24 protein-coding genes and 6 pseudogenes are annotated in these 24860 nt (G+C 40.9%); 8 read left to right on the forward strand and 22 right to left on the reverse strand.

The window, feature by feature from the left end:
- Positions 1-3 precede the first annotated feature (3 nt).
- From MHH48_RS17885 to MHH48_RS17945, 13 genes and pseudogenes are all read right to left on the reverse strand, one after another.
- Positions 4-1206 carry an MFS transporter gene (locus tag MHH48_RS17885; protein WP_076323593.1) on the reverse strand — a complete coding sequence of 401 codons (1203 nt, stop codon included), beginning with the start codon at positions 1204-1206 and terminating at the stop codon, positions 4-6.
- Between the two features lie 337 nt (positions 1207-1543).
- A pseudogene (locus tag MHH48_RS17890) lies at positions 1544-1660 on the reverse strand (DivIVA domain-containing protein); the annotation flags it as partial.
- A gap of 1065 nt (positions 1661-2725) precedes the next feature.
- Positions 2726-3331 carry an SGNH/GDSL hydrolase family protein gene (locus MHH48_RS17895; protein ID WP_076323594.1) on the reverse strand — a complete coding sequence of 202 codons (606 nt, stop codon included), beginning with the start codon at positions 3329-3331 and terminating at the stop codon, positions 2726-2728.
- A gap of 104 nt (positions 3332-3435) precedes the next feature.
- Positions 3436-3921: an NUDIX domain-containing protein gene (locus MHH48_RS17900; RefSeq protein ID WP_306024474.1), complete on the reverse strand. Its 486-nt coding sequence runs from the start codon at positions 3919-3921 to the stop codon at positions 3436-3438.
- Between the two features lie 224 nt (positions 3922-4145).
- Entirely contained in the window at positions 4146-4736 is a 591-nt protein-coding gene (locus MHH48_RS17905; RefSeq protein WP_076323595.1) for a GNAT family protein, read from the reverse strand.
- Between the two features lie 235 nt (positions 4737-4971).
- Positions 4972-6444 (reverse strand): serine hydrolase domain-containing protein, encoded by a 1473-nt coding sequence (locus MHH48_RS17910; protein ID WP_076323596.1) that lies wholly within the window; start codon positions 6442-6444, stop codon positions 4972-4974.
- 451 nt (positions 6445-6895) lie between these two features.
- Entirely contained in the window at positions 6896-8200 is a 1305-nt protein-coding gene (locus MHH48_RS17915) for an alpha/beta fold hydrolase (RefSeq protein ID WP_076323597.1), read from the reverse strand.
- Between the two features lie 178 nt (positions 8201-8378).
- A complete protein-coding gene (locus MHH48_RS17920; RefSeq protein WP_076323598.1) occupies positions 8379-8807 on the reverse strand; it encodes a DUF3021 family protein in 429 nt (142 codons plus the stop codon).
- A gap of 13 nt (positions 8808-8820) precedes the next feature.
- Complete coding sequence (locus MHH48_RS17925) at positions 8821-9267, reverse strand: LytTR family DNA-binding domain-containing protein (RefSeq protein WP_218641283.1); 447 nt, start codon at positions 9265-9267, stop codon at positions 8821-8823.
- Between the two features lie 1096 nt (positions 9268-10363).
- A pseudogene (locus MHH48_RS17930) lies at positions 10364-10603 on the reverse strand (aldo/keto reductase); the annotation flags it as partial.
- Between the two features lie 2 nt (positions 10604-10605).
- Positions 10606-10863, reverse strand: a pseudogene (locus tag MHH48_RS17935) (2-dehydropantoate 2-reductase N-terminal domain-containing protein); the annotation flags it as partial.
- A 304-nt stretch (positions 10864-11167) separates the two neighbouring features.
- On the reverse strand, positions 11168-11695 hold the full coding sequence (locus MHH48_RS17940) for a LysR family transcriptional regulator substrate-binding protein (protein ID WP_340386361.1): 528 nt from the start codon (positions 11693-11695) through the stop codon (positions 11168-11170).
- Positions 11696-11697: 2 nt separating this feature from the next.
- Positions 11698-12066 carry a LysR family transcriptional regulator gene (locus tag MHH48_RS17945; protein WP_340386364.1) on the reverse strand — a complete coding sequence of 123 codons (369 nt, stop codon included), beginning with the start codon at positions 12064-12066 and terminating at the stop codon, positions 11698-11700.
- A 183-nt stretch (positions 12067-12249) separates the two neighbouring features.
- On the opposite strand from MHH48_RS17945, the gene MHH48_RS17950 reads away from it, so the two are divergent.
- The gene (locus tag MHH48_RS17950; protein ID WP_340386367.1) at positions 12250-13104 is read left to right on the forward strand and encodes an alpha/beta hydrolase; all 855 of its coding nucleotides are present in this window, start codon (positions 12250-12252) and stop codon (positions 13102-13104) included.
- A gap of 328 nt (positions 13105-13432) precedes the next feature.
- Here MHH48_RS17950 and MHH48_RS17955 read toward each other — a convergent pair whose 3' ends face one another.
- A complete protein-coding gene (locus MHH48_RS17955) occupies positions 13433-13789 on the reverse strand; it encodes a helix-turn-helix domain-containing protein (RefSeq protein WP_083659889.1) in 357 nt (118 codons plus the stop codon).
- Positions 13790-13942: 153 nt separating this feature from the next.
- Here MHH48_RS17955 and MHH48_RS17960 point away from each other — a divergent pair, with 153 nt between their 5' ends.
- The 6 genes and pseudogenes from MHH48_RS17960 to MHH48_RS17985 all read left to right on the forward strand — a co-directional run bounded on the left by MHH48_RS17960 (position 13943) and on the right by MHH48_RS17985 (position 17306).
- The gene (locus MHH48_RS17960) at positions 13943-14584 is read left to right on the forward strand and encodes an NAD(P)H-dependent oxidoreductase (RefSeq protein WP_076326757.1); all 642 of its coding nucleotides are present in this window, start codon (positions 13943-13945) and stop codon (positions 14582-14584) included.
- Positions 14585-14718: 134 nt separating this feature from the next.
- Positions 14719-14793, forward strand: coding sequence for a hypothetical protein (locus MHH48_RS17965; protein ID WP_340390704.1), 75 nt, complete (start codon positions 14719-14721; stop codon positions 14791-14793).
- Positions 14794-14899: 106 nt separating this feature from the next.
- Positions 14900-15886: a zinc-dependent alcohol dehydrogenase family protein gene (locus MHH48_RS17970; protein WP_340386371.1), complete on the forward strand. Its 987-nt coding sequence runs from the start codon at positions 14900-14902 to the stop codon at positions 15884-15886.
- Complete coding sequence (locus tag MHH48_RS17975) at positions 15883-16233, forward strand: antibiotic biosynthesis monooxygenase (RefSeq protein ID WP_076321350.1); 351 nt, start codon at positions 15883-15885, stop codon at positions 16231-16233. Before MHH48_RS17970 ends, MHH48_RS17975 begins: the two co-directional genes overlap by 4 nt.
- Before the next feature lie 203 nt (positions 16234-16436).
- Positions 16437-16667: pseudogene (locus tag MHH48_RS17980) on the forward strand (LysR family transcriptional regulator).
- Positions 16668-16886: 219 nt separating this feature from the next.
- Positions 16887-17306, forward strand: a pseudogene (locus MHH48_RS17985) (DUF4158 domain-containing protein).
- Between the two features lie 140 nt (positions 17307-17446).
- On the opposite strand, the gene MHH48_RS17990 reads toward MHH48_RS17985, so the two are convergent.
- The 8 genes and pseudogenes from MHH48_RS17990 to MHH48_RS18025 form a co-directional block, all read right to left on the reverse strand.
- Positions 17447-17677 (reverse strand): hypothetical protein, encoded by a 231-nt coding sequence (locus MHH48_RS17990; RefSeq protein WP_076321352.1) that lies wholly within the window; start codon positions 17675-17677, stop codon positions 17447-17449.
- 488 nt (positions 17678-18165) lie between these two features.
- Positions 18166-19560: a serine hydrolase gene (locus tag MHH48_RS17995; RefSeq protein ID WP_076321353.1), complete on the reverse strand. Its 1395-nt coding sequence runs from the start codon at positions 19558-19560 to the stop codon at positions 18166-18168.
- Positions 19561-19579: 19 nt separating this feature from the next.
- A pseudogene (locus MHH48_RS18000) lies at positions 19580-19978 on the reverse strand (chemotaxis protein); the annotation flags it as partial.
- Positions 19979-20094: 116 nt separating this feature from the next.
- On the reverse strand, positions 20095-20331 hold the full coding sequence (locus tag MHH48_RS18005; protein WP_076321354.1) for an integrase: 237 nt from the start codon (positions 20329-20331) through the stop codon (positions 20095-20097).
- Positions 20332-20437: 106 nt separating this feature from the next.
- The gene (locus MHH48_RS18010) at positions 20438-21106 is read right to left on the reverse strand and encodes a Type 1 glutamine amidotransferase-like domain-containing protein (RefSeq protein WP_076321355.1); all 669 of its coding nucleotides are present in this window, start codon (positions 21104-21106) and stop codon (positions 20438-20440) included.
- A 295-nt stretch (positions 21107-21401) separates the two neighbouring features.
- Positions 21402-21773 (reverse strand): hypothetical protein, encoded by a 372-nt coding sequence (locus tag MHH48_RS18015; RefSeq protein ID WP_076321356.1) that lies wholly within the window; start codon positions 21771-21773, stop codon positions 21402-21404.
- 435 nt (positions 21774-22208) lie between these two features.
- Positions 22209-22694, reverse strand: coding sequence for an HIT family protein (locus MHH48_RS18020; protein ID WP_256720419.1), 486 nt, complete (start codon positions 22692-22694; stop codon positions 22209-22211).
- Positions 22695-23187: 493 nt separating this feature from the next.
- Positions 23188-24111 carry a 2-dehydropantoate 2-reductase N-terminal domain-containing protein gene (locus MHH48_RS18025; protein ID WP_076321357.1) on the reverse strand — a complete coding sequence of 308 codons (924 nt, stop codon included), beginning with the start codon at positions 24109-24111 and terminating at the stop codon, positions 23188-23190.
- A 147-nt stretch (positions 24112-24258) separates the two neighbouring features.
- Between MHH48_RS18025 and MHH48_RS18030 the strand changes: the two genes are divergently transcribed.
- Positions 24259-24810, forward strand: a complete 552-nt coding sequence (locus MHH48_RS18030; RefSeq protein ID WP_076321358.1) for a TetR/AcrR family transcriptional regulator — start codon at positions 24259-24261, stop codon at positions 24808-24810.
- The last annotated feature ends 50 nt before the right edge of the window (positions 24811-24860 follow it).

Raw genomic sequence — 24860 nt, forward strand, 5'->3', positions numbered from 1 at the left:
CGTTTAAATCTCTTTACTCTGATATGCGAGAGTTCGACTTACGGTACTGTTCCTTACGTTCCAGAGATGAGAGAGCACGAGAGTGAGGAGTAGAATCAGACAAAATGCGGCCAATATCCAGATCGTGTTCACTACAGGCCAAGCACTCATGCTCCATCCGGTTACATACTGCAGGATGGCGCCACCGATGCCGCCTGATGCAATCAGAATGCTGGTTGTGCGCTCAGTCATGCCCGGGATCAATATGTTGGCATAGACCAGTGCGATACAGAACAGTCCCGACATGAACAATCCGGTTCCGAAGATTAGCAGGTATGTTGCCCATTGGCCTGTTACGAACACCATGGCAACGGCGAACAGAAGTGTACCTACCGTACTCCAGATCAGGAAAGGCATGTAGTTGACCGCCTCAGCAATTTTTCCGGAAAAAAGACGGCCGATGATCATTGCAATCCATAGGATGGATACGCTGAGTGAAGCGACAGATTCCTGTAACCGCAATCGTTCGACCAGAATGGAAGGCAGGAAGTTCATCAGGCCTAATTCCAGACCCATGTATACGAAGAAAAAGATGACGAAGATCGTGAGCAGGCCCAGATGTTTTCTGGAGTACCTGTCCGTTGCATGTCCAACTGTATTTTCACCAGCCTTTTTCAGATAAGAAGCGGCGGAGAAGGGCATGGTCACCCATAACAACATGAGAACCAGGGACAATGCGGAAACGGTATAAAACGTAAGATGCCAAAGATCCAGCCATATGTATAAGGCAGCGACTGCCGGAATGAGAAGTGCTCCAAGGGCAAAAAACACATCAAGCTTGGACATTGCGACTGCTTTCTGATTTTCCGTAAATTCTATCGTAAACGCACCAACGGAGGGCTCAATGATGCCAGACCCGAACCCGACAATAATGGTTAGAAGAAGAACAACTGTCCAGGATGGCAAAAATCCGAGAATGGTATAGGCGGCCACAATATAGATCAGTGCGATGGTTAACATGGATTTTCTGCCGATGCGAGCAGTCATGGAAGGAGCAACGAGCACCCCGACAAGAAAACCGAGGAACTGCAAAAACAACAAAAACCCGCCATCACTATAACCACGCTCATAATGTGTCAATAAAACAGGTAAAAGAGCACCGAGTACAACGCTGGTTATGCCGATTAATAGATAGAATCCGCAGCTTAAAGCGAAAATTCTTCTCATGAGTTGCCCTCCTAATATGGGTATAAATATTATATTATGTAAAAAATGTTTCTTTCATATTTAACTTATACCATAATTATGCAATTGTACATGCTTTTTATTGTGAGATAATGTTAGTTTTTGGCGAATGAATGATCTTTCTCATATTATCTTCATTCTAAAACGATTTCGTGTCGAAGCTATGATATTCCGTTCAATCTGGTGTTTGTTTGTACTTAAACACCAACCATAGGACCCGGATGAGCGAATTATCGGCATTTTGCATATGGGGTACACGGTGAAACTACCGAAGGGCAAGGAGTGAATTCCGGCAGAGAACAAAATCAAGTGGGTTTAGAATGACAATGTCCAAGGATTCGTTCACTTCATCTCGATTGTATCCAAAGATTTGAGTTGCGAATTCCTTGTTATGTATTTCTAAATTCGTTAGGTTTGGTTTATCTTGTACGAACATAAAAGTACCACTCCCTTTCCCTATATTTTTTGTGATTGTTGCTATACTCTTTGATTTTGTTCTCAAAATTATAAATGCCTGTCAGTTTATCGAGTAATCAGAAAGTAGCCAAACCAGTAAGAAATAAATAAAAAAATAAAGCCGCTACCTAGCGACTTTATTACTTGGTCTTTAGTTTGTGTTCAAAAGTAGCTTCCATTTCGTAATGATTTTCAAAGCCACTTCCTTACCTTTGTTAGCAAAACCACCATTTTTACTATATTGAAGAATAGCTGCCCGCGACACCTAGCACCAATCTGAATTCATTATTAGTTATCGGAACATGTTCTTGTCCTCCGACAATATTTGGTGTGGTGTCATACATTTCAATGTGGCTTTGCTTTCTTTTACGGTCTTTCGTGATATGCTCTCCACAATGTAACCACTTTTGTGTCAAAATCCTAGAATGTGGTCATTTTTATGCATTTTTTAATGATACAATTTTGGCTACATTAAAATAAAAAAGCCCTATAAGCCAGGCTTCTAAGCTTTATTATATGTCGCCACATTTGTGTCATTAGACAATATGATATGTAATATACTGTTCCATCCGAATCAGTAGATCAACCAATTTTGGCTTTGTTAACTGCATATAACGCTGTCTGTCAGAGGAATGAACGCCTCCTTTTTGTCGTCAAAAACAATGAGACGGTATTTGCTTTTTACTCCTTTAGGACAATATGCATGAAAAAACGAAGCCATTTCCCCCACTACCTCCACCTCTATTACACAAAAAAAGGACATTTCCTGTGAGCTAAACTATAGTTCTTGTTTGCCATATAAGACCATTCCTTTTTTTGAGCCTGAACATCTCATTTCTATCGGGATGGTCTTATTGGTAAAACCTCTTTCCCTCCACCCGCATAGCGGATGGTTTTTTTGTTTCGCGCGTTTTACGCACTCAACTGGCTAAAGCCAAAAACAAAATCATCTGATCACGTTGGCCAGCTGCTTTATTGGTTTTATTAAGCTATCGTTACCCGTTAACGTAATGAATTCTATTCCAATGATTAATACCTCATCTTGCTACAACCAGGTCTTAACGATTTCGGCAAGCGTTATTTTAGTCGAGCCCTCGTCCGAAGGGTGAATTCCATCCGGAATAAGACGGTTGAATTCGGCGGGGTTTTCGTCTAAAATTCTCCACCAAACCGGGTAATGATCTATGAGCAAAAGTCCGCGCTTGCGAGCCGTATCTCTATACACCTGATAATATTGCTCAATCAGAGGACGAATTTCTAGGTGTTCCTGAACCGGTGGATTCATGGTCATCAACAGAATTTCGCAATTCTTGTTGGCAGCATGAATTCGATCGATAAGAGCATTCAGGTTTTCACCGCATTTCGTAACACTCATCTGATAAGGCAAATACGAGTCATTTATAGCGAATTCCAGAAAAACGGCGTCGGGAGCGAAAGCGATTACACGTTCCTCCAATTTTTCAAGTGCCCAGCCTGACCATTGTGCAGCTTTGGCACTGTTGGTCAACTTAACTTGCCCCGGAAACCGGCGATCCAGAATCTCCTTTAATCCACTGACCCAAGCGCCGCCTTCAGTTAGACTGGTTCCATAAACGACGATGTGCTGATGTTTGCCGTTTTCCAAATTGCTGATTGTTGCCGATAGGCTCATACTGCTCAGCTCATCCTTCCACTTCTGATTTAGATAAAAGCAGTTTTTTGCTTATTCTATTCGCCCTTGAGCCACGCAATCCTGCCCGTTAGCTTAGCACCAATCTACTTCGAAATACATGTTTGATGTTTGATTGTAAACTCGGGCTTATTTACGTAGTCCGCATAGTTTACGGCTCCGTTAAACTCCAAATAAGCCTGATAGCGAAATCGAACACTTGGCTGTGTAATCAAATCGAGAACTCTATCCTTCGCTACCCAACGGCTGTCGGTTGTTTCTTCAGAGAAAGATAATAATTCCCCACCAATAGGCTGACATACGAAATCAAATCCAACTTGTGTAGGAACATCAGTCACGCCGTCATACCATTTCTGTATCCCTGTATTCGAATAGACACCAACTAAACTGCCAACAGAAACATCAATTCCGCTTTCCTCTTTGATTTCACGGATCAAACCATCTATCAGATTTTCTCCAACTTCCACTTGTCCACCAGGGTAAACCCAACCACCGTCACGAGTTTTTACTAAAGTATATTTCCATGCCCATCTTCTACAAATCCACCAGTGGCTACTATATGCGTTGGAAATGGCATATTACGACCTCCTTATGAAAATAACAATTGTATATTTATTCCTCTGCCATCTTGGACTTTCCTGCCCGTTAGCTTAATGAAATTGCATGGAAACATAGTTAGATACTTATCTAATCGGTAATCGGCTCATGTTCTTGTCCTCGACTCGGGACAAGAACTTGTACTGATAAAACAAAAAAGCCGCTAAATTAGCGACTTTCTTTGGATAGAACTTCTCTTTTATTGGTGTTTAATCTTGCTATGCTTACTTTCTATTTCATCAAATTCTTCTCTTGTTATCCCCAACAAAATATTATCATAAAATTTTCCACTCATATAAATAATTCGTCTTCTTCGTCCTTCTTCAATGAATCCGAGATTTTTATGGAATTTAAGTGATGCTTCGTTTATTTCAACACAGCTGGAATTGCATTTTTGCATCCGTAACTCATAGAAGCCGTATCGCATAATAATTCTTGTTGCTTCTGATGCGTATCCATTGTTCCTATAACCTCTGTTCACTCCCAAGCCAAAACTAAACACTCCATTTTTGTGGTCTAATGAATTTAAGTTAATGAGTCCAACTAACTGATTATTTGATAGCGTTTCGATAGCAAACATCTTTCTATAATTGTCTTTGAAATTATCATACTTATCCGACACTTCGGCAACGTCTATATCATTCTTAGGAAGTTCGATACCCCATTCCATTAGCCGAATTGCATCACTATCGGTGCTTTCCAATTTCCATTGTTCCCAATCACTTCTTTGAGTTGCCCTTAGTCTAATTATAGTACCTTGCCAAAAATAACTTGATTCAATGATTGTCATAATTTGTCCCCCATATTTTATATAAATGTAAATAATATCCTTTTCTATTGTACCATATGTTGGACTTGTCAATTCACCTCTATCAGGCAAGATCATGATTATCCCAGAACGTCCTGTTATTCAACTATCCTGACCGTTAGTTGAACAAAAGCAGCCGATCTCGTAAACGGCTGGCTTCTCTTGTCTTCTTTTGAACTAACGTTTCCCGTTAGCTTAATAACTAAAGAGTCGGCCATTAATTAATCTCAGCAGTTAATTTTACAGCATCGATTCGATTTCCAGCTGGATCGAAATGTATGAGTCGCAAATATCCATCGGGGTCCGTGTGAAATTCAAGTTGTTCCTCAATGTGTGCGGTAACGCAATTTAGTGTATTCGTTTGTTGAGAAACCGGAATTAGCTCGTATTTAAACCATGCCCCTTTATTTTTTTGCATGAACAGATAGAGTCTGTTATCCTCTAAGGTCACGACTACGGTGGATCTGGGGTCAATGCCGAAACGGTAGAATGTGTCGTAAAACAACCCGACTGCAAACCGTGGCGTATTGATAATAGTCAGTTGATCTAAAGCCTCGGTCAATTGATCTGCTTGCAATGAATCTATATTTCCTTCCGCGGTACTGTATATTCCCGCATACTTTTCAAGTGTATTTGGGGCTGTATCTAACGGCTGTATAGCTCCGGGCTGGGCAACGTCTTCTCCCATCACGATCTTGGCTAAACATTGACTTATAATGTCTATGGGCGTGAGGTTGATATTGCTCAGCACGATAATAGCGATTTCCTCATCGGTATAACGATTAAACTCCACATAAAACCCATTCATCGTTCCGTTATGCCAGACACGCTTTCTTGGCTTATTATTAATGGATTGCTCCGTTACAACCCAGCCATAACTCCCGACAGGTGAGGTCATACTCCCGAATAATTGATCACGCACATGTTTTCCAATCAAATCATCCCTATATAACGCCCGATCCCAAAGGTAAAGATCATCGATCGTTGAGTACATCACACCTGCTCCCACATGTAGGCACATGTCGACATACTCGGTTGGAATGATTCCTTTGCATATGGAGTACCCTGACGCAAATTGTTTCAGGAGTGTTCTTCCGTCTTCACATCCTGTATTCACTAAATTTAATGGCTTGCAGATGTGTTCAGATATATATCGTTCGTAAGATATCCCCGATGTCTTCTCGATAATGAAACCAAGCAAAATATATGACGAACTGGTGTAACTGAATCCTTCTCCTGGGGGAAACTGAAGTGGTTTATCCTTAAACGAACCAATGGTTTGTTCTATAGTAGCATACAGCCTCATCGTTTCTTTCCAATAATTCGGGAAACTTGGATAATCAGGTATTCCTGAAGTGTTCGTCAATAAATGGTGGATCGTAATGATGTCGCCATTCGGATAATCTGGTATGTAAATTTGGATAGGATCATCAATGCGAAGCTTTCCCTGCTCTTGCAACTGCAACACCGCCATAGCGGTAAACCCTTTTGTAAGAGAACCGATACGAAACTTGGTTTGTGGGGTGTTGGGTACGTCGTGCTCAAAATTCGCCATGCCATATCCCTTTCGCAGCAATATCTTATTCCCTTCGGCTACCAAGACTGCCCCGTTGAAATACCCCCGATTCGCTAGTGCATCCATGTAATCGTTTAATTTTGCTACTGTGCGTGAAGCATTACTGGTTCTCATTTACTCTCCCCTTTGCTCTTGTGTATAATCTGCAACTGCGGTTTCAGCTTGGCAATTCATGTCTTGTTTAGTGCGTACGAGCTAAGCAGCCCTCGGCCAATTTTAAGCGTAGTTTCACAATATCACAGGTATAGAAGTGCATATAGCGAGAAAATAATTATAATCAGATTTACCCTTCCATTAATGAAATCTGCCCGTTCTTAATAAGCTAGAGCAGTTAAATGTAATTAAATGCTTATCTAATCGGCAATCGGGACAAGAACTTGTACCGATAAAACAAAAAAAGCCGCTAATAGCGACTTTCAAAGGGACCATGTTCTTGTCCACCGACAGTTCTGTTATCATTTCTTCACACTCATTCTTAACTTCTTTGAAAATTTCTCCATATCCCACCCTTACATCAATACGGTTCAAATTACAGATTCTTCTTACTAACTTATAGAACAGATACTCAATACGTCGCTTTTGGAGAAAACTGACCTTGATTCTTTAGAGCATAGTCAAAGAAACGAAGGATAAGTTCATTTTGTGTTTCAATCGCATAATATTTATCGATATCTGCTTCTTGGCCTTCTTGCAACAGGTTTGCCAATATAGGCGAGAATAAAGGCAGATCGGTTAAACTTAAATGTTTTGCGCCTTTAAAATGAACATTGTATGCACCTTTGAAATTTTTATTTGAAATTCTATTCGCGATATACGAAGAACTGCTGTCGAGCTGTATCCACACATCATCCGAATAAACGTTAAGAAGCGGGATGGTATAAGCTTCGGATTTTGCTTTTAATTCGTTTGTAACCTTATCATACACAAGCTCGCTAAAGAACGGAGCATCTATATTTACTACGGCGTCAATGTCATCGCGTTCTCTGCTCAGTGCTATGCTTGCCGCACCCCCCATAGAATGACCGAACACGCCTATTTTCTGTGTATCGATGTGTTCATATACAGAATCTTTTTTTTGCTCGGCTTGTTCCAGAATCGTATCCATGACAAAATCCATATCATCCGTTCGCAATTTCATCCATTTTTGAGTAAGCTCGAAAAACTCACCAACCGAATAAACCCCTTTATTTGCATTGTTGAATTCTTGCATGTACTCGGAGTTAATCGTCACGACCTTTCCATCCTCGGAAACGGTATAAAAAGAATGATAGGGATGGTCAATCGAAACGACGACATAACCGTGGCTCGCAAGTTCTGTAAAGGTAGAAGTATTACTTGTTTTAATACCGAATGCTCCATGGGAGAACACAAGCAAAGGATAGGTTCCGTCTGCCTGTTCAGGATACCAAAATTCCACGTTAACAAACCGATTGTCTTTCTGATCCGTAAACTCTTCGATACGATTCTTGTCCACATAGCTGTAAGTGGCGGTCGCCACTGGATACGGACCTGTCACTTGCGGCAGCCTATGCTGTGGAAAAAGTAAAACAGGAACAAGGGTAATGACTACGGTCAGTGTTAACAAAAGGAATTTCCATACCGTAGAGAAAGCTTTGTAACGCGGGGGGTGTGTTTGTTTGCGCAGGAGCGCAACCATTTCCTTGAACGCTAATATAAAGAGCAAGCCTGCAAACAGTCCCCAAGTGTACTCCCATACGACAACTTTACCCAAGCTCAGCATCATGAATACTATAAACATTGCGATTCTCGTCCAACTCTTTATCTTGCTGCGGCTTTGCTTGGTTACAATGGAATAAACGGCAATTGCCAGCTCGAAGACCAACGTAACAACAAGTATTAAAATCTCCATAAGACTTCTCTGCTCCTCCTCCAACTTTTTATGAGTTCATCATAATAAATGGAAGAGCAGGTGTATACGCATAAACGATAAGCTGTAGCTGAGAGCCAATAGGTTGTAAAAAACAACGCAAAGTATTGTACTTACGCTGCGAATAAGACTTTATTTAGGAACGGTTTGTGTATATCTTCTAAACCTCGTTTTTAAATGTTTTTAGTCTTTCATTGATCTTTTGAGCTTCCTTTTTGTCATTCTTATACGTCAGCAGGCGAACGATAGCGTAAACTATGGCAATTTCCACAGCCAATAATAGTATGTCGAAAGTGCCGTATACGAGATTCAATAAGACAGCCAGAGAAATTAATAGAGTTTCCAGAAAAAAGAAATGTAAAATCACGCGAAGGCGCATTTTATTCTCGCTAATCGCATGCGGCGTATATAAAATGATTCCGGTCAAAGCACCCAGAAAAGAGAAAGCCATAATTGTAAAAATCGTATTTAATTCGAAACTTGCATCAGGAGCATAGATTTGCCGCAAAATAGTGATGATTATAATGATGGAGGCGAATATAATTAAGAAATCTCTAATCATTTCTTTAATGAGCTCGGAATACTTCATATAGGTCCCCCTTTTATAATCCAAGTATGTGTTTAAGCATTGGCACATACTGCCGTGATATGACTACCTTCTCCCCGTTATCCAATAATGCTTGAAAACGGCCGCTGATCGACGGATGAATACTAGAAATTTTGGCTATATTTAGAATCGTGGATTTGGAAGCGCGAAAACAATGTTTCTCTTTGCAAAGTTCCTCCAGTTCATAAAGCTTTTGTTTGACTTCATGAACGTTGTTCTTACAATACGCAAACACTTTTCCGTCAACAGCTTCAAAATAATAAATATCACTAATTTTAATGCGGCTGATCTTATCCTCATGATAACCAAGTATAATGAGTGTTTCGGTTTTTATTTTATTAACGAGCTCATGTATTTCTTCGTCTACTTGGTGACACCTGATGCGGATCTCCTCTTCTTCTGTGTTGTCTATTACTTCGATGAAAATTTTGATAAAAATCACCCTCGAAAATTCGAATTAAACTTGTTAACGTTTATAACGTTCGGTCTTTCGTTAGTTGTTAAAAGAAATCCACTCTTGATTATTCTCCATTTTTTCCCCATCTCTTCGCTGAAATAACCTATGCCAAAATAGCGGCAAAATCCCTCTTTCACCCGCATTACGCAGCGATTGATATAAACTATCCTGTCGGTTAGTTGAACAAAGGTATTTGATCATGTTGATCGACTGCTTTCTTGTTTGATAACGCTAGCAACGAATCAATCCGATAGTTTTGATCGAATCCTTGATTCTCTATTACAAGAAAACATGGCTCTGTGATGTGTAAGTGCGCATCAAAAATGGTTTGCATGAAATTCCTCCTCTCCTATTGCCTGATGTAAGTATTGGAAAAACAGCACTCATGTTTCATTTGATGGAATTAAGTTTCAATTATGGTACTAATATATTCTAATTGAAAGGCAATAAAATAAAAAGTACCCAATAAATAATTAGAATTATGTGAGTTTGCCCCACGCCATTGAGCAAATCTGCCCGTTAGCTTAATGAAGTAGCGATGGGATTACTTAGATATTCATCTAATCGGTAACCGAACTATGTTCTTGTCCTTGGCTCGGGACAAGAACTTGTACCGATAAAATAAAAAAGCCGCTAAAATAGCGACTTTCAATGGGACCATGTTCTTGTCCCTCGACAATAATCAAAGGTGATCTATAGTTAGAGTTATTCTCCATCGTTCTGCATAGACTATCACCGTAGAAGTATTCTTCCTTAAGTAATGACTTTCTCCAAAATACATAAGTATATGCATAGGGACACATGAGGGGGAAATCATCAAACTTACCTGTTTTTTTGAGCTCCTTCAGCTGAGTTATACAATGTCTATGATCAAGCAACATCCTCCGAACAACATAGCAGCATTGCATCCACCTTCAGCTCGATTCTCTACTTTACCATTATGTGGTACGATTCACCGTATCACCACAAAAGCGAAAGAACTCTTCATGAGACATAGCATGAAGAGTTCTTTCCATAGTATTGACCATATAAGAATCAGGCTTTGCATGATTAGTAGATGCACGCCTTACTTGCGTCAAATTTATATGAATGGATGTGGAATATACAGTTCTTCTAAACGGGTAATTTCTTCAGAAGTCAATTTAACCGACAACGCCGAAACCGCATCTTCCAGATGGCTGATTTTGGTCGAACCCATAATCGGCGCTGTGACCTCTTCCTTTTGCAGCAACCATGCAAGCGCAATTTGTGCACGCGAAATTCCCCGGTTAGCTGCATTTTCCGCAACTCTTTCCGCGACTTTGCGATCAGCCTCTTCCGTTGCAGGACCGCCTGAAAATCCGTATATTTCATGACCACAAAGATGAGATCATACTGATCATCCCTGTCCAGAGCCCTGATGACACGAATACGATCTACTGTTGTTTTTCGCTGAACATAATGGCGAATGACAAGTCCCTCTCTCTCCAGAACATCCGCCCGTTTTCCTCTAGCCAATACGGTCACCTCATTGCCGCCCTGTTGCAAAACGTGGGTCAAATAACTACCTATAACACCTGCGCCATAAACCAATACGCTCATGTCGGTCTCCTCTCCTCCATATGAAACAATGGGATCTGGATTCACTCTTTCGTTACGAAGAACTTGCGCCTAATGCAAAGATCGCCGTTCCTCCACAAGCGAAAGAACATTTTATTCTTGTTTTTAGTGAGGAGCAGCTAATCAAAACGAATTTACAAGGACGTTATTTCAAGGTTTAGTATTGGACGTGATCATGAACAGCGTCTATCAATATGGTGAGTGATCATTATAGCAACTTAAACGATGTGAAACCATTGTTTCTATCAAAAGTAAGAAGCTACCGAAGTTTTAGACAAAATGTGCACTAACTCATATACCTATTAAAAAAACACAGGAGTTCAGATTGAAAACTTTTTGCAGTAAAACTAAGCTCACGATTTTTATGAACAATTAAACCATGCGAAAAGCTCATTTTGGAATTAAACGGAAGAATCTTTAGTTTACCAATCTTTAGTTCGTTGTTGATAGCTATTTCAGGGACTAAGGCAAAACCTTTTCCACAGCTTACATATTGTTTTATCATCTCAAGACTTGATAGCTCTAACGCATCTTTAATCATAACCCCGGCATCTTTTAAAACATCTACAGCAGTCGTATGATACAAACAAGATGTGCCGCTACTGATAAAAAGCTCATCATTTAGAATCTGGACTCCCGCATTTTCCACTTTCCGAGCTATATCCTCAGATGCAGCAAAAACGATCGTCTCTTCCATAATCGGATAAAAAAGAATATCTTGGCGATTCGGATTTTGAGGAACAATCCCAAAATCCAACTCATAATCCAGTACACCTTTTAGGATATCTTGATACGCTCCTTGTTCTATACGCAAATTTACGCTTGGATAATTTCTTGTGTATTCCTGAACAAAGGGAAGCATCCGAGTAAGAAAAAAGATTCCTGTGTTCTAATACGTATTGTTCCGCATGGCTGATCCAGTTCATTCATACTTTCTTTAAGGGATTGACTTAAGTGAACATACTGATAAGCATATTTGGAAAATACCTTTCCTGCTTCCGTAAGTTCTATCCCTCGTGGATATCGGTGAAACAATTTTTGTCCGCTAATTTTTTCTAACTGTTGGATATGAGTTGTTACTGTGGATTGAACATAACCTAAACGATCTGCAGCTCGACTGAAACTTTTTTCTTCAAGTAAGGCAATAAACGCCAGAATAAAACGACCTTCTAATGAATCTATCACATCGATCACCTTTCTATATTTCGAATCGATCACCTTTCTATATTTCGATTTGAAATAGTAGATATTCGATTTATTCGTTAGTCAAATATGTATTTTTATTATACGATAACCGTAGTTCAAAACCAATTACGATAACGCCATCAAATCAAGGAAACATAAAAATATTCAGAAGGAGATGTAAAAATGAAGATTAGTTATCATCAGCAAAAGGTTGGAGAAGTCGAAGTTTTTTATCGTGAAGCCGGCCCTAAGGACGGTCAAGTTATTTTATTATTACACGGTTTTCCGTCTTCAAGTCATATGTTTCGCGACCTAATTCCCAAACTGGCAGAACAATACCGTGTCATTGCCCCTGATCTCGCTGGATTCGGTCATACAACAACTCCACCGCGCAGTCAATTTAAATTTACGTTTGACAGCTTGTTCCAAGTTATTGAAGGCTTTACTGAAGCATTAGCTCTCAAACAGTACGTACTTTATGTATTTGATTACGGTGCACCTGTTGGGTATCGTTTGGCAGTTGCTCATCCGGAAAGAGTTCAAGCAATTATTAGTCAGAACGGGAACGCTTATATTGAGGGATTTAGTGACGCATGGGGATCCTGGGAGACGTATTGGCACTCTCCAACACCTGAAAATCGTGAAGCATGTCGCGATTCCTTGACCCCTGAGACCATTCGTAACTTTCAGTATCTACATGGAGCTGATGCCAGCCTTGTTTCACCAGACGGTTATTCCTTAGATATTGCTTTCATGTCGCGCCCAGAAGCTGAAGAAATCCAACTGGACTTGATTCTTGATTATAGAACAAATGTGGATCGTTATCCTGATTTTCAAGCTTATTTCCGTAAGCATCAACCTAAACTTTTAGCCGTATGGGGTGAAAATGATCCTGCCTTCCTCCCTGCTGGAGCTGAAGCATATAAGCGTGATATTCCATCTGCGGAAGTCCATTTACTTGATACAGGGCATTTCGCTCTCGAAACACATGCTAAAGAGATCAGTGAGCTTATTCAACAATTCTTAAAAAAATGTTAAAAACAAACTAAAATTTCAATGAACCGATTGATCCAATGTTCTGTTCCTTATACCAGATCCCAGCCTATTATCCATTGTTTCTTGCAATCCTATTAATGATTTTCTAATAAAAATGTTAGTTGAACAGGCTTCCGATTTTTCGGAAGCCTGTTGCCCGTTTATGCTAATGTTCTCCGTTAGCCACTCATGCAGCGCTGCTGCATCAAAGATGATGAAAATGGTTTGATTCCATCCATACTGCTACTACGGCTGGAGAGGAAGGTCGTTTTAAGTTGGTGCTACGAGCCCATTTACTATTAATGGGACACTTACCTATGATTTCACATCACTATACCTCTTTGCTAAATGGAATTTTCTTTGCTTGCATCTTTTGATAATCACTCCCCCAATCATACATCGCAAGAATAATAGCCTTCATTGAATGCCCCAAATCAGTTAGTTGATACTCTACTTTAGGTGGAATTACAGGATATATCGTTCTAGAGACTAAACCGTCTTTTTCTAACTCACGAAGCTGAAGGGTTAATGCTCGATGTGTGATTCCTGATAAGCGTGATTGCAATTCATTAAACCGAAGTTTCCCATCTAATAAATAATATAGAATGACAGGTTTCCATTTCCCACTAATTAATTTAACCGTAACTGCTACTGAACAGGTACGACCTTCACATTCATCAATATTCATAATTGCACCTCTAATAAAGTATACTTTTTATACTAACGGTAGTTTTTATATATTATATATAAAAATTTTGCGTACTTCAACCACTTTAAATCATGTGTTAGTATGACACATATCAACTTGAGGAGGAATTAAAATGAAAAAAAAAACGAACAAATTCTAGAAGCACACCGCTATCGTTATGCTACAAAAAAATTCGACCGCACGAAAAAAGTTAGTGATGAAGATTTTAACACAATTATGGAAGCAGCAAGATTATCCCCAAGCTCTTTTGGATTTGAACCTTGGAAGTTTTTACTTATAAATAGCGAGAAAATCCGTGAAGATTTAAAACCATTTAGCTGGGGCGCAGTTAACTCTTTAAATGGTGCAAGTCACTTCGTAATTGGATTGATTAAGAAAAATATTACTGTCGATAGTCCACTTGTGAAACATATTATAGAAGATGTATGGGGTAGCACTTTAGAGGAAAAGAAAAGACACCTTCACTTTTTCCAAGAATTCCAAGAAAATGATTTTAAGTTGTTAAATAATCCACGTGCTTTATTTGATTGGTCATCAAAACAAAGTTATCTAGCTCTTGCTAATATGATGACAACTGCTGCTTTTCTTGGCATTGATAGCTGTCCAATTGAAGGCTTTAACCACGAAAAAGCAGAACAATACTTCTCAGAAATTGGTGTTCTCGACACGTCTGAATATGGTATTTCCTTTATGGTTTCTTTTGGATACCGAGATGAGGTTCAACCACCTAAGACAAGACAAAGCATGTCTGAGATACTTGAAGTAATTTCATAATCAAAACCATTTAAAATGTTCCTATTCCAATTAAAACCCTTTTAAAAACTCCCTTTCATATAAGTAATGCAGAAAAACCAAGTAAATTAATATGGATACTACTTCAAGAAGACGTCGGACTGTCGCAGTCAACGGTGTCTGATTATCTTGCAACTCTGCAACGAGTGGGCTTGGTCGAAGTCAGGCGCATCGGTCAGTGGACCTACTAGAAGAGGAACGAAGCAACTATCAGTGCTCTTGCCGAGATCATAGGGAATTAGTTGTAATTTTTTTACCACGTAATATCAAAAATTTACGCCGAAACGAGGATTTGCAATGAAAGCGATAATACTTAAAAAATTTGGCGGTCCGGAATCGTTCGAACTTTGCGACGTGCCCAAGCCTGTGCCGCACACGGGACAAGTCCTGGTCCGGGTACATGCAACCTCCATCAATCCGTTGGATTACCAGGTCCGACGTGGCGATTATCCCGATTTGGTGCAACTACCGGCCATTACCGGACACGACGTATCTGGCGTTATCGAAGAAGTCGGGCCGGGTGTGACGAACTTTTCTCCAGGAGACGAAGTCTGGTACACCCCGCAAATATTTGACGGACCAGGAAGTTATGCCGAGTACCACGTTGCTGCCGAAAGCATTATTGGGAAAAAGCCTACCTCGCTGAGCCATCTTGAGGCGGCAAGCCTGTCCTTGGTTGGCGGGACGGTGTGGGAAGCACTGATCGAGCGTGCGGCGCTAAGAGTGGGGGAAAGCATTCTAGTACACGGCGGCGCGGGAGGAGTCGGTCATGTGGCGATCCAGCTCGCAAAAGCCATGGGAGCAAGGGTGTTCACGACCGTGCGCGAAGCAAACTTTGAGTTCGCACGAAGTTTGGGTGCCGATGTGGTCATCGACTACAAAAAGGAGGATTATGTCGACGCTATCATGCGGGAAACGGGTGGCCGCGGGGTCGATGTCGTGTTCGACACCATCGGCGGCAACACATTATCGCGCAGCCCCGACACGCTCGCACAACTTGGCCGCGTTGTCACGATCGTGGACATTGCACAACCACAAAACGTCATTGAGGCCTGGGGCAAGAACGCGAGTTATCACTTCGTTTTCACAAGACAAAACCGCGGCAAGCTTGATGAGTTGAGCGCATTGATAGAGCGCGGTCAGCTGCGGCCACACGTTGGCGCCGTCTATTCGCTTGCCGACATTCCGCTCGCCCATGCCCGGCTAGAGAGTCGGAACAACGGTGTTCAAGGAAAAATCGCGATTGCAGTCGGGCCGTCGGCTCATTTTAAAGAAACGCCATGATTTATGAGATCGCTCTACTCCCCGTTCACAATGAACACATTGAAAAGTTCAGACGTGCATTTGCCGAGGTCGCTCCTTTGCTCAGCCGCGCAAAGGGTTACGGCGGTCACTTCCTCGCGCAAGGGATCGAAACACCCCAGCTATTCCATCTAATCGTGCGATGGCAATCACTCGAGGATCATACGCCGGGCTTCGAAGCGAGTGAAGACCATCGGATGTTCATGATGGGCTTACAGGAATATTTTTCGGAAGAACCGAGGGTCTATCATATTGGAGGGGCAGCTTTTGCTACAGGCGAACATGATGATCCGAACAGCGCCGTTGGCATGGGAATGCTAGCACCTTAAGGAGTTTGTTGCTTTAAAGCAATTGGGCCGTTGTTGGGTTGTTCTTCGTGCCTAACGGAATCTGTGCCGTTTGGAACTCTAAGGTTTCCACCGTTCCCGACAATGGCGGGATTTTGTTGCGCTTTGGTGTCATCACCCAAGTCACCACGTGCCATCCGACAAGGGATTACAGCTAAATCAGTTCATGAGCGGACGGGGTCATTTTGGAACTACGTCATCTTCGTTGCTTCCTGGCCGTAGCTGAGGAACTCCACTTAGCCCGTGCCGCCGAGCGGCTTCACATCTAGCAATCGCCACTGTCGCGCGCCATCAAGGAGCTGGAGGAAAAACTGCGCTTGGTGCTGTTCGCCCGCACCACGCGCAGCACCCGGCTGACAAGAGCGGACAAGCTGTTCCTGGGGTACTGCCAACAATATGCTGATTTTGTACGCTAAGCTCTGATTGACAGAAAAAATGCCGGTATCCTGTATGCTAAGGATTACCGGCATTTCTCAGTTGTATAGATTTTCATCGTTATTTAAAGTGGTTTTAACCATTCATTGTCTGGTTTAGCAAGTACCCTAGCGTTTTGGTAAGCCATTTCAAGAGATAAACATGTTTTTGCGACGTATTCAGAATTGTTATCTTTCCGTACAGCTAGTACAAAATCTCGTTTGGGCTTCGCTGTACAGTTATGTACTCTACGGTATCCTGGTTGGTCATTGTTCGATGTGAAAGATATTCCTGAGACTGTCTTACGTTACATAGCCAAGCAAATTGATGTTGATCCAGAAGTCTATTCTCTGTATGCCCAACTGGACCCAACCTGACGCGAACATTTCGAAGAGATCCGCCAGGAATATGGATATCGTAATTTCTCTGCGCGTGAATACCGTAGTTCATCCCAACTTTTATTACATCATGCCATGGAGAACGGAAATCCAACTCATCTGATTCGTATCGTCCTAGACGAACTGCGAAAAAGAAAAATTATCCTTCCTGCCATGACGACAATTGAAAGGCTCGTCTGGGAAACCCGTCATCGAGCGGAAGAGAGGATTTTTAAACAACTGACATCTTCCCTTGTTCAATGAATGATTAACAACATGAAAACCACTCACTTTGTATCCGTCAAAATTAGCTTTAAAAGTAATTTGAACTATATCCGAGTAAGAATTCGTAGTAACTCGTCCCTCTAGTATGAACTCATGTTGAGGATAAGAGTTCGATTTCCTCAAGATAAGATATGCTGTCTTTCGATGAGAAAGTTACTAGCATACTCTTTCCTAAGTACGTCCATGATCTTTGGACGAAGTTCAAAAATAATAACTTCTTCCAAGCTCTTATGTTGAATGTCGACATTATTCATAGTTGGTGACTCATCGCTGTAAGCATCAACACCATCCATTATTGTAAAGTTGATTACCCCTATGGCCCAAATCAAAATAATACATCTCCACCACATGAGAAATATCCTCCATTAATTTTGGCTATTTTGCCTATACAGTTATCAAACTATACTGCCCGTTAGTTTAATAAAAGGGCGTCTGCCACCGTCGATGAAATCATATCGGGAATGTAACCATGTTCTTGTCATCAGTCGGGAATGTTATCAAGTTCTTGTCATTGTGTTTTGACAGGACTTGATAATAAATATAAAAAGCCGCATAATCAGCGGCTTCAAATGTTATTATGTTTTTGGCACCCGACAGTGATGTGTTCACCCCCCCAAAGCGGTTTAGGACGGAGGGTTCTTCAATTGACGATTCATAGAATGCCGCCTGGATTGCCGTCACTTTTGATACGGTTCTGCATGCTATAAAAAACGGCAAGTTTTACAAAAGGCTATCCCGCAAAAGGATAGCCTTTACTTCGAACCAAAATGTAAATACGCTTAACATCATTCTCCAACAAAGCTGTTTAATTCATTACCTATTGAGACAGTTCTGCAACTTAGGCGAATTTTTTGTCCACCCGGAATGATCTTCCCTCTTGATGAATATGTAATGCCACAACATGGCCATCAACGTTTCTTTCGAAATCGACGACTGCGTTAAGTCCTTCTGTTGAAAATTTCGTCTCCGATTCTGGGGACAGCCGGATTGGGGACTGTTCCTGAATCCGCAAGTCCAAGTCATTGCCATCCAGTATGACTGAAGCTTGCAGTCCGGATGTTGCTTTATAATCGCCTACATATTCATTTAGTATATTGCGCGGTACATTAACGTTATTTTTGTCAGGAAAATATCCGGGCCATTCGTATTCGCGCGCGATGGCCTGCTCGATTTCACTAAGCATTGGATTGCCTTCATTCGAGTTGATCATGATGACAGCACCAAAACCGAGATGTTTGGATAAAACGAACCGGGCTACGAAGCCTTCATCCCACCCGCTATGGCCGAAACGAACACTTTCCCCTTCACCCTCAAGGAAAAAGCCAATACCCATATGATTCTCGACCTGGGCGGTTAACATTTGGTTTAGCGTGTCTGCAGAAAGAATGCCATTCGAATTATTTTTCAATGCTAATTGCAATTCGACGCCTAAACGGGCAAGATCTGAAGGCGTCGTCCATAGGCCTGCGGCCGCCATTTCGGGATAGACATGCCACTTGCCTTGGAGGGGCCTGCCTTTCCAAGGGTGTGCCGTTGCGGTAAACTCATGCCATTGAGGCGGCAGCGGCTGTTCGTATGTACTGTTCGCAAGACCTAACGGTTTGAATAGCAACTCGCTCATGATTTCAGCAAAAGGTAGACCCATCCAATCTACAACAAGCTGTTGCGCGACGGTTGTGCCCCCTCCGGAATATCGGTATTGCAATCCTGGAATGAGATTGACTTCCACGGCCGAGGTATTAGCTGGATGTTGTCCATTCAGAATTTGGACTACCGTGGGAATTTCATCGGTTGTTTCGTAACCGGGAAATCCGTGAATAGTAAGCCCGGCACTATGACTCAGTAATTGCCGAAGCGTCACTTTTGGCTGCCAGCCTGAAACAGACGGTATTTTCCAGGACTTTAGGTAATCGTTCACGTCCCGATTAAGATCCAATCTCCCTTCCTGAACTAATCGCATGACCGCTAAAGAAAAAACCGGCTTACTGATCGACCCGGCTTGGAAGAGTGTCGTTTCGGTTACCGGCTCGGGTTTTCCCGCCTCGCGGAGCCCGAATCCCCGAGCCCATTCCAGTTTAAAATTATTGATAACCGCAATGGATACCCCAGGCGTGTTGTAATATTTCATTCGTTCATCTAGCGTTGCTTCCTTGCCGTATTTATTTTTATAATGGGTTTCCGGTAGTAAACGATGAATAATGGCTTCAATTCTTTCCTCAATCGCTTTGGACATCGATTTCCCCTCGCTTTGCTCGTATTTGCTCTCTTCTTATGAGTTCTTCTTTCGAGCATAGTACACCTACAAATAATATAGGATGATCAAAAAGTACATCAAGATAATCATTAAATCGCTTGTCATTGTCGATTACGGTATCGACGATTACATTCAAACCCATTTCTGAAAACAATTTAATTGTTGCATAGTACACTGAGATTATGGGATCAAAAAGTATTTGTCCGACATTATCCACTTCTCTTGTAGGTTCAATATCTGGAAATTTATTATCAATAAAATCATTGTAATTACCAAAAAAATCATCTATGGATAAATGATGAAAAAGAATCTCTTTCTGATTTTTCAGCTCCATAGAAATACTACTCTTTCCTGAACTTGAAGTTCCGTTCATCAACACAATGAGTCCTTGCTTCAAACGAATCACTCTCACATATAAGATTTGCGTATCATTCAGACAACGTTATATTCACAAAGTTCATTAAATTATCCAATTGATAAAATATTCGAGAAGCGATTAAACTATCCTGCCCGTTAGCTTAATGAAATAGCTGACCGAATCCGATGCCCTAGGCTACTTGGCTTCAACCGATTAGATTGCTTCGCTAAGTACTCCTTCAGCAGAGTCAAAGTTATCTCGGTTATATCCAGGTCACCGAGTTCCTTCATCAGCATTTTGTGCTGGAGGGCGTATGCTTTCAATGTTTTCGGACTAAATCCTTGGATACGTTTATCAGTCTCATACAGTCGCCACAACTCACTTAAAATCATAACAAAACCTCCTATTAGAACTATTAAATCTAGTTTGCTTCTAATAGAAGGGTTTAATCTTTCTGATTTGAACTAGTGTTTCCCGTTAGCTCCACAGCGGGGTATATCAGGGCGAAAAATGTTTCCAATTCCCTTCGGAGACAACTTCGACCGCTCCGTCGATCACTTTGATGGCGGTCTGATCATCAATCGCATACGTCTGCCCTTGCATCCCAGCGGCCCATCTCTCTGCAGCAGCCATGTTGTTTTCAGGCAGCATCACGTGGTCCAAATGCGGAAATATTGCAAAATCAACCAGACTCAGCGTTTCATCGCCACCGGTGGGTGGAGTCCAGCCAACGAAGAATTCCCCGATGTTAGGTGCCATCACCATACTCCCGGCGCTCAGTCCAACATAAACTGCCTGCAGAGACGGCAAGAGGTCTGCGAGTCCGGACTGCCGCATCCAGTGGCACAGGTAGAGGGCGTCGCCTCCCGCAACCAGCAGGACGTCCGTCTCCCGGACTAGCGGCACCCAGTGGTTTTTGTCGATGCTTGGCAGCGCTGTGAGCTCCAGCACGCCGACGGACTTCCAGCCCAGGTCCACCATGGGATTCTCGGAATTCCCGCTGATGAACTGCCAGGCTTTGACGCCGGGGCCTACCCAGGGGTGTCCGTACATCGCGGTGGGGACGCACAGGGCGTTGGAGTCGGCGATCGGCTTGCCCAGCATGTCAACTAGCGAGTCGTGTATGCTTTTGTTATTAATGCCTGCAGATGTGAGCAATAATTTCATAACTTCACTCCTTTGTGTGTGTCTGTCGTTTTTCTTTTAGACTTTAGGGGGGGCTACATAAACTACAATATAGTACATTTCAGTTCGGATTGTTTCTTACAGATTGCTAATCTAATCTGCCGTTAGCTTAATGAACTAGAGCAGTGAAATGTAGTTAAATGCTTATCTAATCGGTAATCGGAATATGTTCTTGTCCTTTACGGCAATCGGTACAAGTTCTCGTCATAGTCTCCGACTTCAATCTCTTCGATTCGTCCCAAGGATAAATATGACTATAAAGGCTCCTTTGATTTCTCTATTGGTCTTTTGTTTTTAAGTGAAAAGTTTCTTCTTTGTCATCCCATTTAATTTCTACTTTAATAGGCATAGTTTCGTTCGTTACTGCACAGCCTGAACAACTAGAAGGCATTTCAATTATTGCTCCTTTGTAGTTCCCCTCTTTAAGTACGCTTTTTCCATCATTAATGGTAATTTCTAAATTATTAAGTTCTTTGCCAGTTGCATTTTTATAACCAAAAGTGAACTTTCCACTTTCCTTATCTCCATTAATGTTTGCTGTATATTCGCCACTCCAACTATCACTCTCCCCAGTAAGCGAAATTGATTTAATATTGCATCCGACCAAAGTTAAAATCATAATCAATATCAACACATATTGTTTTTTCATTATGTCCTCCTCTGTAATATTGTTCTAAATAATATGACGCTGGGGACAAGTTATAAGTTCCATTTAAAACTGTTTCACTTATATGCTGTACCACTAAACTGCCCGTTAGCTTAATAAGGTGCGATCGCACCTGACCTTAGATAATCATCTATTCGGTAAAGTATATAAGTTCTTGTCATTGAGCTAGAACAAGAACTTATATACTTAAAACAAAAAGACCGCAACTTATGCGGCTTTCAATGTCTATATGTTCTTGTCGTTCGACATTAACAAAGGCAGCCAATCTCGTAAACGGCTCCTTCTCTTGTCTTCTATTGAGCTATCGTTTCCCGTTAGCTTAATGAGAGAACCTTATTTTTTCCCCAATCCTTTAGTAAGGCCCACGTAATCTCAGGTTTATCTCCTACTGTGGTTATCATTCGCTCCTCTTAGACCTTAAATGTTTTCCTTTATCCAAGAACGCAACTTATCAGCATAGAAAGAGCGTTCATCTGGATCGGTCTGAGAACCCTTTGTCAGATAAAGTTGATCATTCACATATCTAGGATAAACATGGAGATGATAATGCCACACGTCTTGATTGCCAGCAGGCTCATTATGTTGCCGCGTAGAAATCCCATCACATCTATATGCACTTTTCATTGCAAACGCGGTAAGCTGAGCCGCACGGTGAATTTCAACAGCATAATCCGCAGGGAGTTCAAAAATGTTCTCGAAATGTTGATTAGGAACAACAAGAACATGTCCTTTATTGTTTGGCCACCATTTGCTCGCTATAAATGCCGTTACATATTCATTCTGGTAAATGATATCTCTCTGTTTAGTTCCCATATTAACACGGCAAAATGGGCATTCGTATCCTTCAGGCTTATGAGAATATGTTTTCATTTTTTCTTGTTCAATCCCTTCAAATTTTTCCAATTGAGAATATAGACGCAGGCAACCTCTGTTCGTTGCGTTATTCTGCCCGTTAGCTTAATGAAATTGCATGGAAACATAGTTAGATACTTGTCTAATCGGTAATCGGCTCATGTTCTTGTCCATTACGGCAATCGGTACAAGTTCTTGTCCCGATAAAACAAAAAAGCCGCTAAAATAGCGACTTTCAATGGGACTATGTTTTTGTCCCCCGACAGCAAGTTTACCACTTATATTAGGGCTGCTAATTACAACGTATACTTCAATATAAATACTACCAAATATTGGAGTTACTTTCGAACTGGCAAATACTTCTTTAACAGAAATCCATTCCTTATCTTTCGTTTCATGATAAATAGCTTCTAATGGAGTCGGAAAAGATCTTTGATTATCTCCATATAAATAATATTTCGATGTTCATATTCAGATTAATGCCCAATTGAAGGATTTAATGAAAATAAATTAAAAACTACCATAAATATTTTAACAAAAAAAATTACTGAACATGTATTTCCGATTTGATATCATTTTGACTTAAAAATTTCATTAAATCATTACTCAGCTGCACAATCTCATTGTTAGCATTATTCGCATAATCCGGCAACATCATATCGCTAACCATTTTAGTTCCTAGCCATGTCATAAAGAAAAGATCCAAAAATATGTTTGGAAATTTAAGCGCCATTTTAAGCATTGGTGGATCAATTGAAACGCCAGCTTTTTGTATTGCCCTTAGATACGCTTTTAAAGTGACTGTTATTTTGTGTGCCGTCATTCTGGTTCTGGCTGTTTTTTGGTCAATTATCTTATTCTCAGAATGCAAAACGCTCAACATAGCAATGTCTGATACGGAATGTGTGATTAGATACGCTTGCATATCCTTTTTAATAACGTAGGGAAGCTTTGCTGTTTTAAATAATTTTGCGAGGTTTTCTATACGTTCTGTCACTACGCCATTAATTTCTCCAAAAGCCGTTGCCGCTATAATCTTTGGTAGAAATCGAGCATGCAATACTCCATCTTTAATCTGTCCGCCGAAGCCGGGAAAAGCTGGCAAAAGTCTATCCCCTACGATATCCAACCACGAAGAAAATCCAATTGAATTACTAGTCATCGTAACTATATTTTTGCTTTGATTATCTTTTAGTGCTAACAACGCTGATTCGGACCGATCATAACGAACGGTAACGAAAATAAAATCGTATACATCGTCATTTTCAAGCGTATCAATGACATTCACTTGTATCGATCTAACTGTACCTTTTTCTTTATATTGCAGGCCATTTTCTCTTAATGATTTAAATCTATTAGAATGTGCAAACAGGGTAACGTCAAACCCTGCTTCAATAAGCTTAATTGCGTACATGCTCCCGATGACACCTGCACCAAAAATTAAAATTCTATCTTGTTTTGCTGACATTAAAACCACCCCTACTTATTAACATTTCCTTTTGATTATCAGACAACATGTTGTATGATGTGATTGTAAATCTTTATTATTCCTTGATCAATCCTCAGTTTTTTATTATTTGTCGGATGATATCTTATTCGCTAGTAGGAGGGAAACATGAAAAAGCAACCCCAAATAACGGAGAAAACAAGACAAAAGTTTGTAGAAGTTTTTTGTGAGTTATATAGCCAAAAGCCGATTGAGAAAATTTCCGTTCAGGAAATTGCGAATAAGTCAGGATATAACCGCAGCACCTTTTATCAATACTTTACTGACATTTACGAATTGTTAGACTCTGTTGAAAATGACTTATTAAATGACATGAAAAAAGAATTGGCGAATAAAGAGCTATCGATGCATACGGTTCAAGATACGCTCTATTGTCTGGACAAAAGAGAACATCTCCTGGTTCTTAGTGCCCTTTTGGGCGATTATGGAAGTACCCGTTTTTTAAAACGCTTAAAAAAAGAAATCACTTTGAATCAATTAGAATTAAACGTTCCGCAGAACCATTCCTTAACGCCATACTTAATTGAGTTTTACCTGACAACTTCCCTTTCTTTATTTCGTCTTTGGCTCCAGCGTCAAAAGGATTTATCGTCAGAAGAATTTTTCGAGTTAGTGGAGAATCTATATTCAAGAGGGATTACGCCCTATTTTAAAGAATGAGTCTGTCATTCAAACCAAATCCATATGGTTGTATAACAATAAGATAGCAT

Origin of the sequence: Paenibacillus sp. FSL F4-0100, assembly GCF_037993005.1 — a bacterium.
Lineage (GTDB): Bacteria > Bacillota > Bacilli > Paenibacillales > Paenibacillaceae > Paenibacillus_AQ.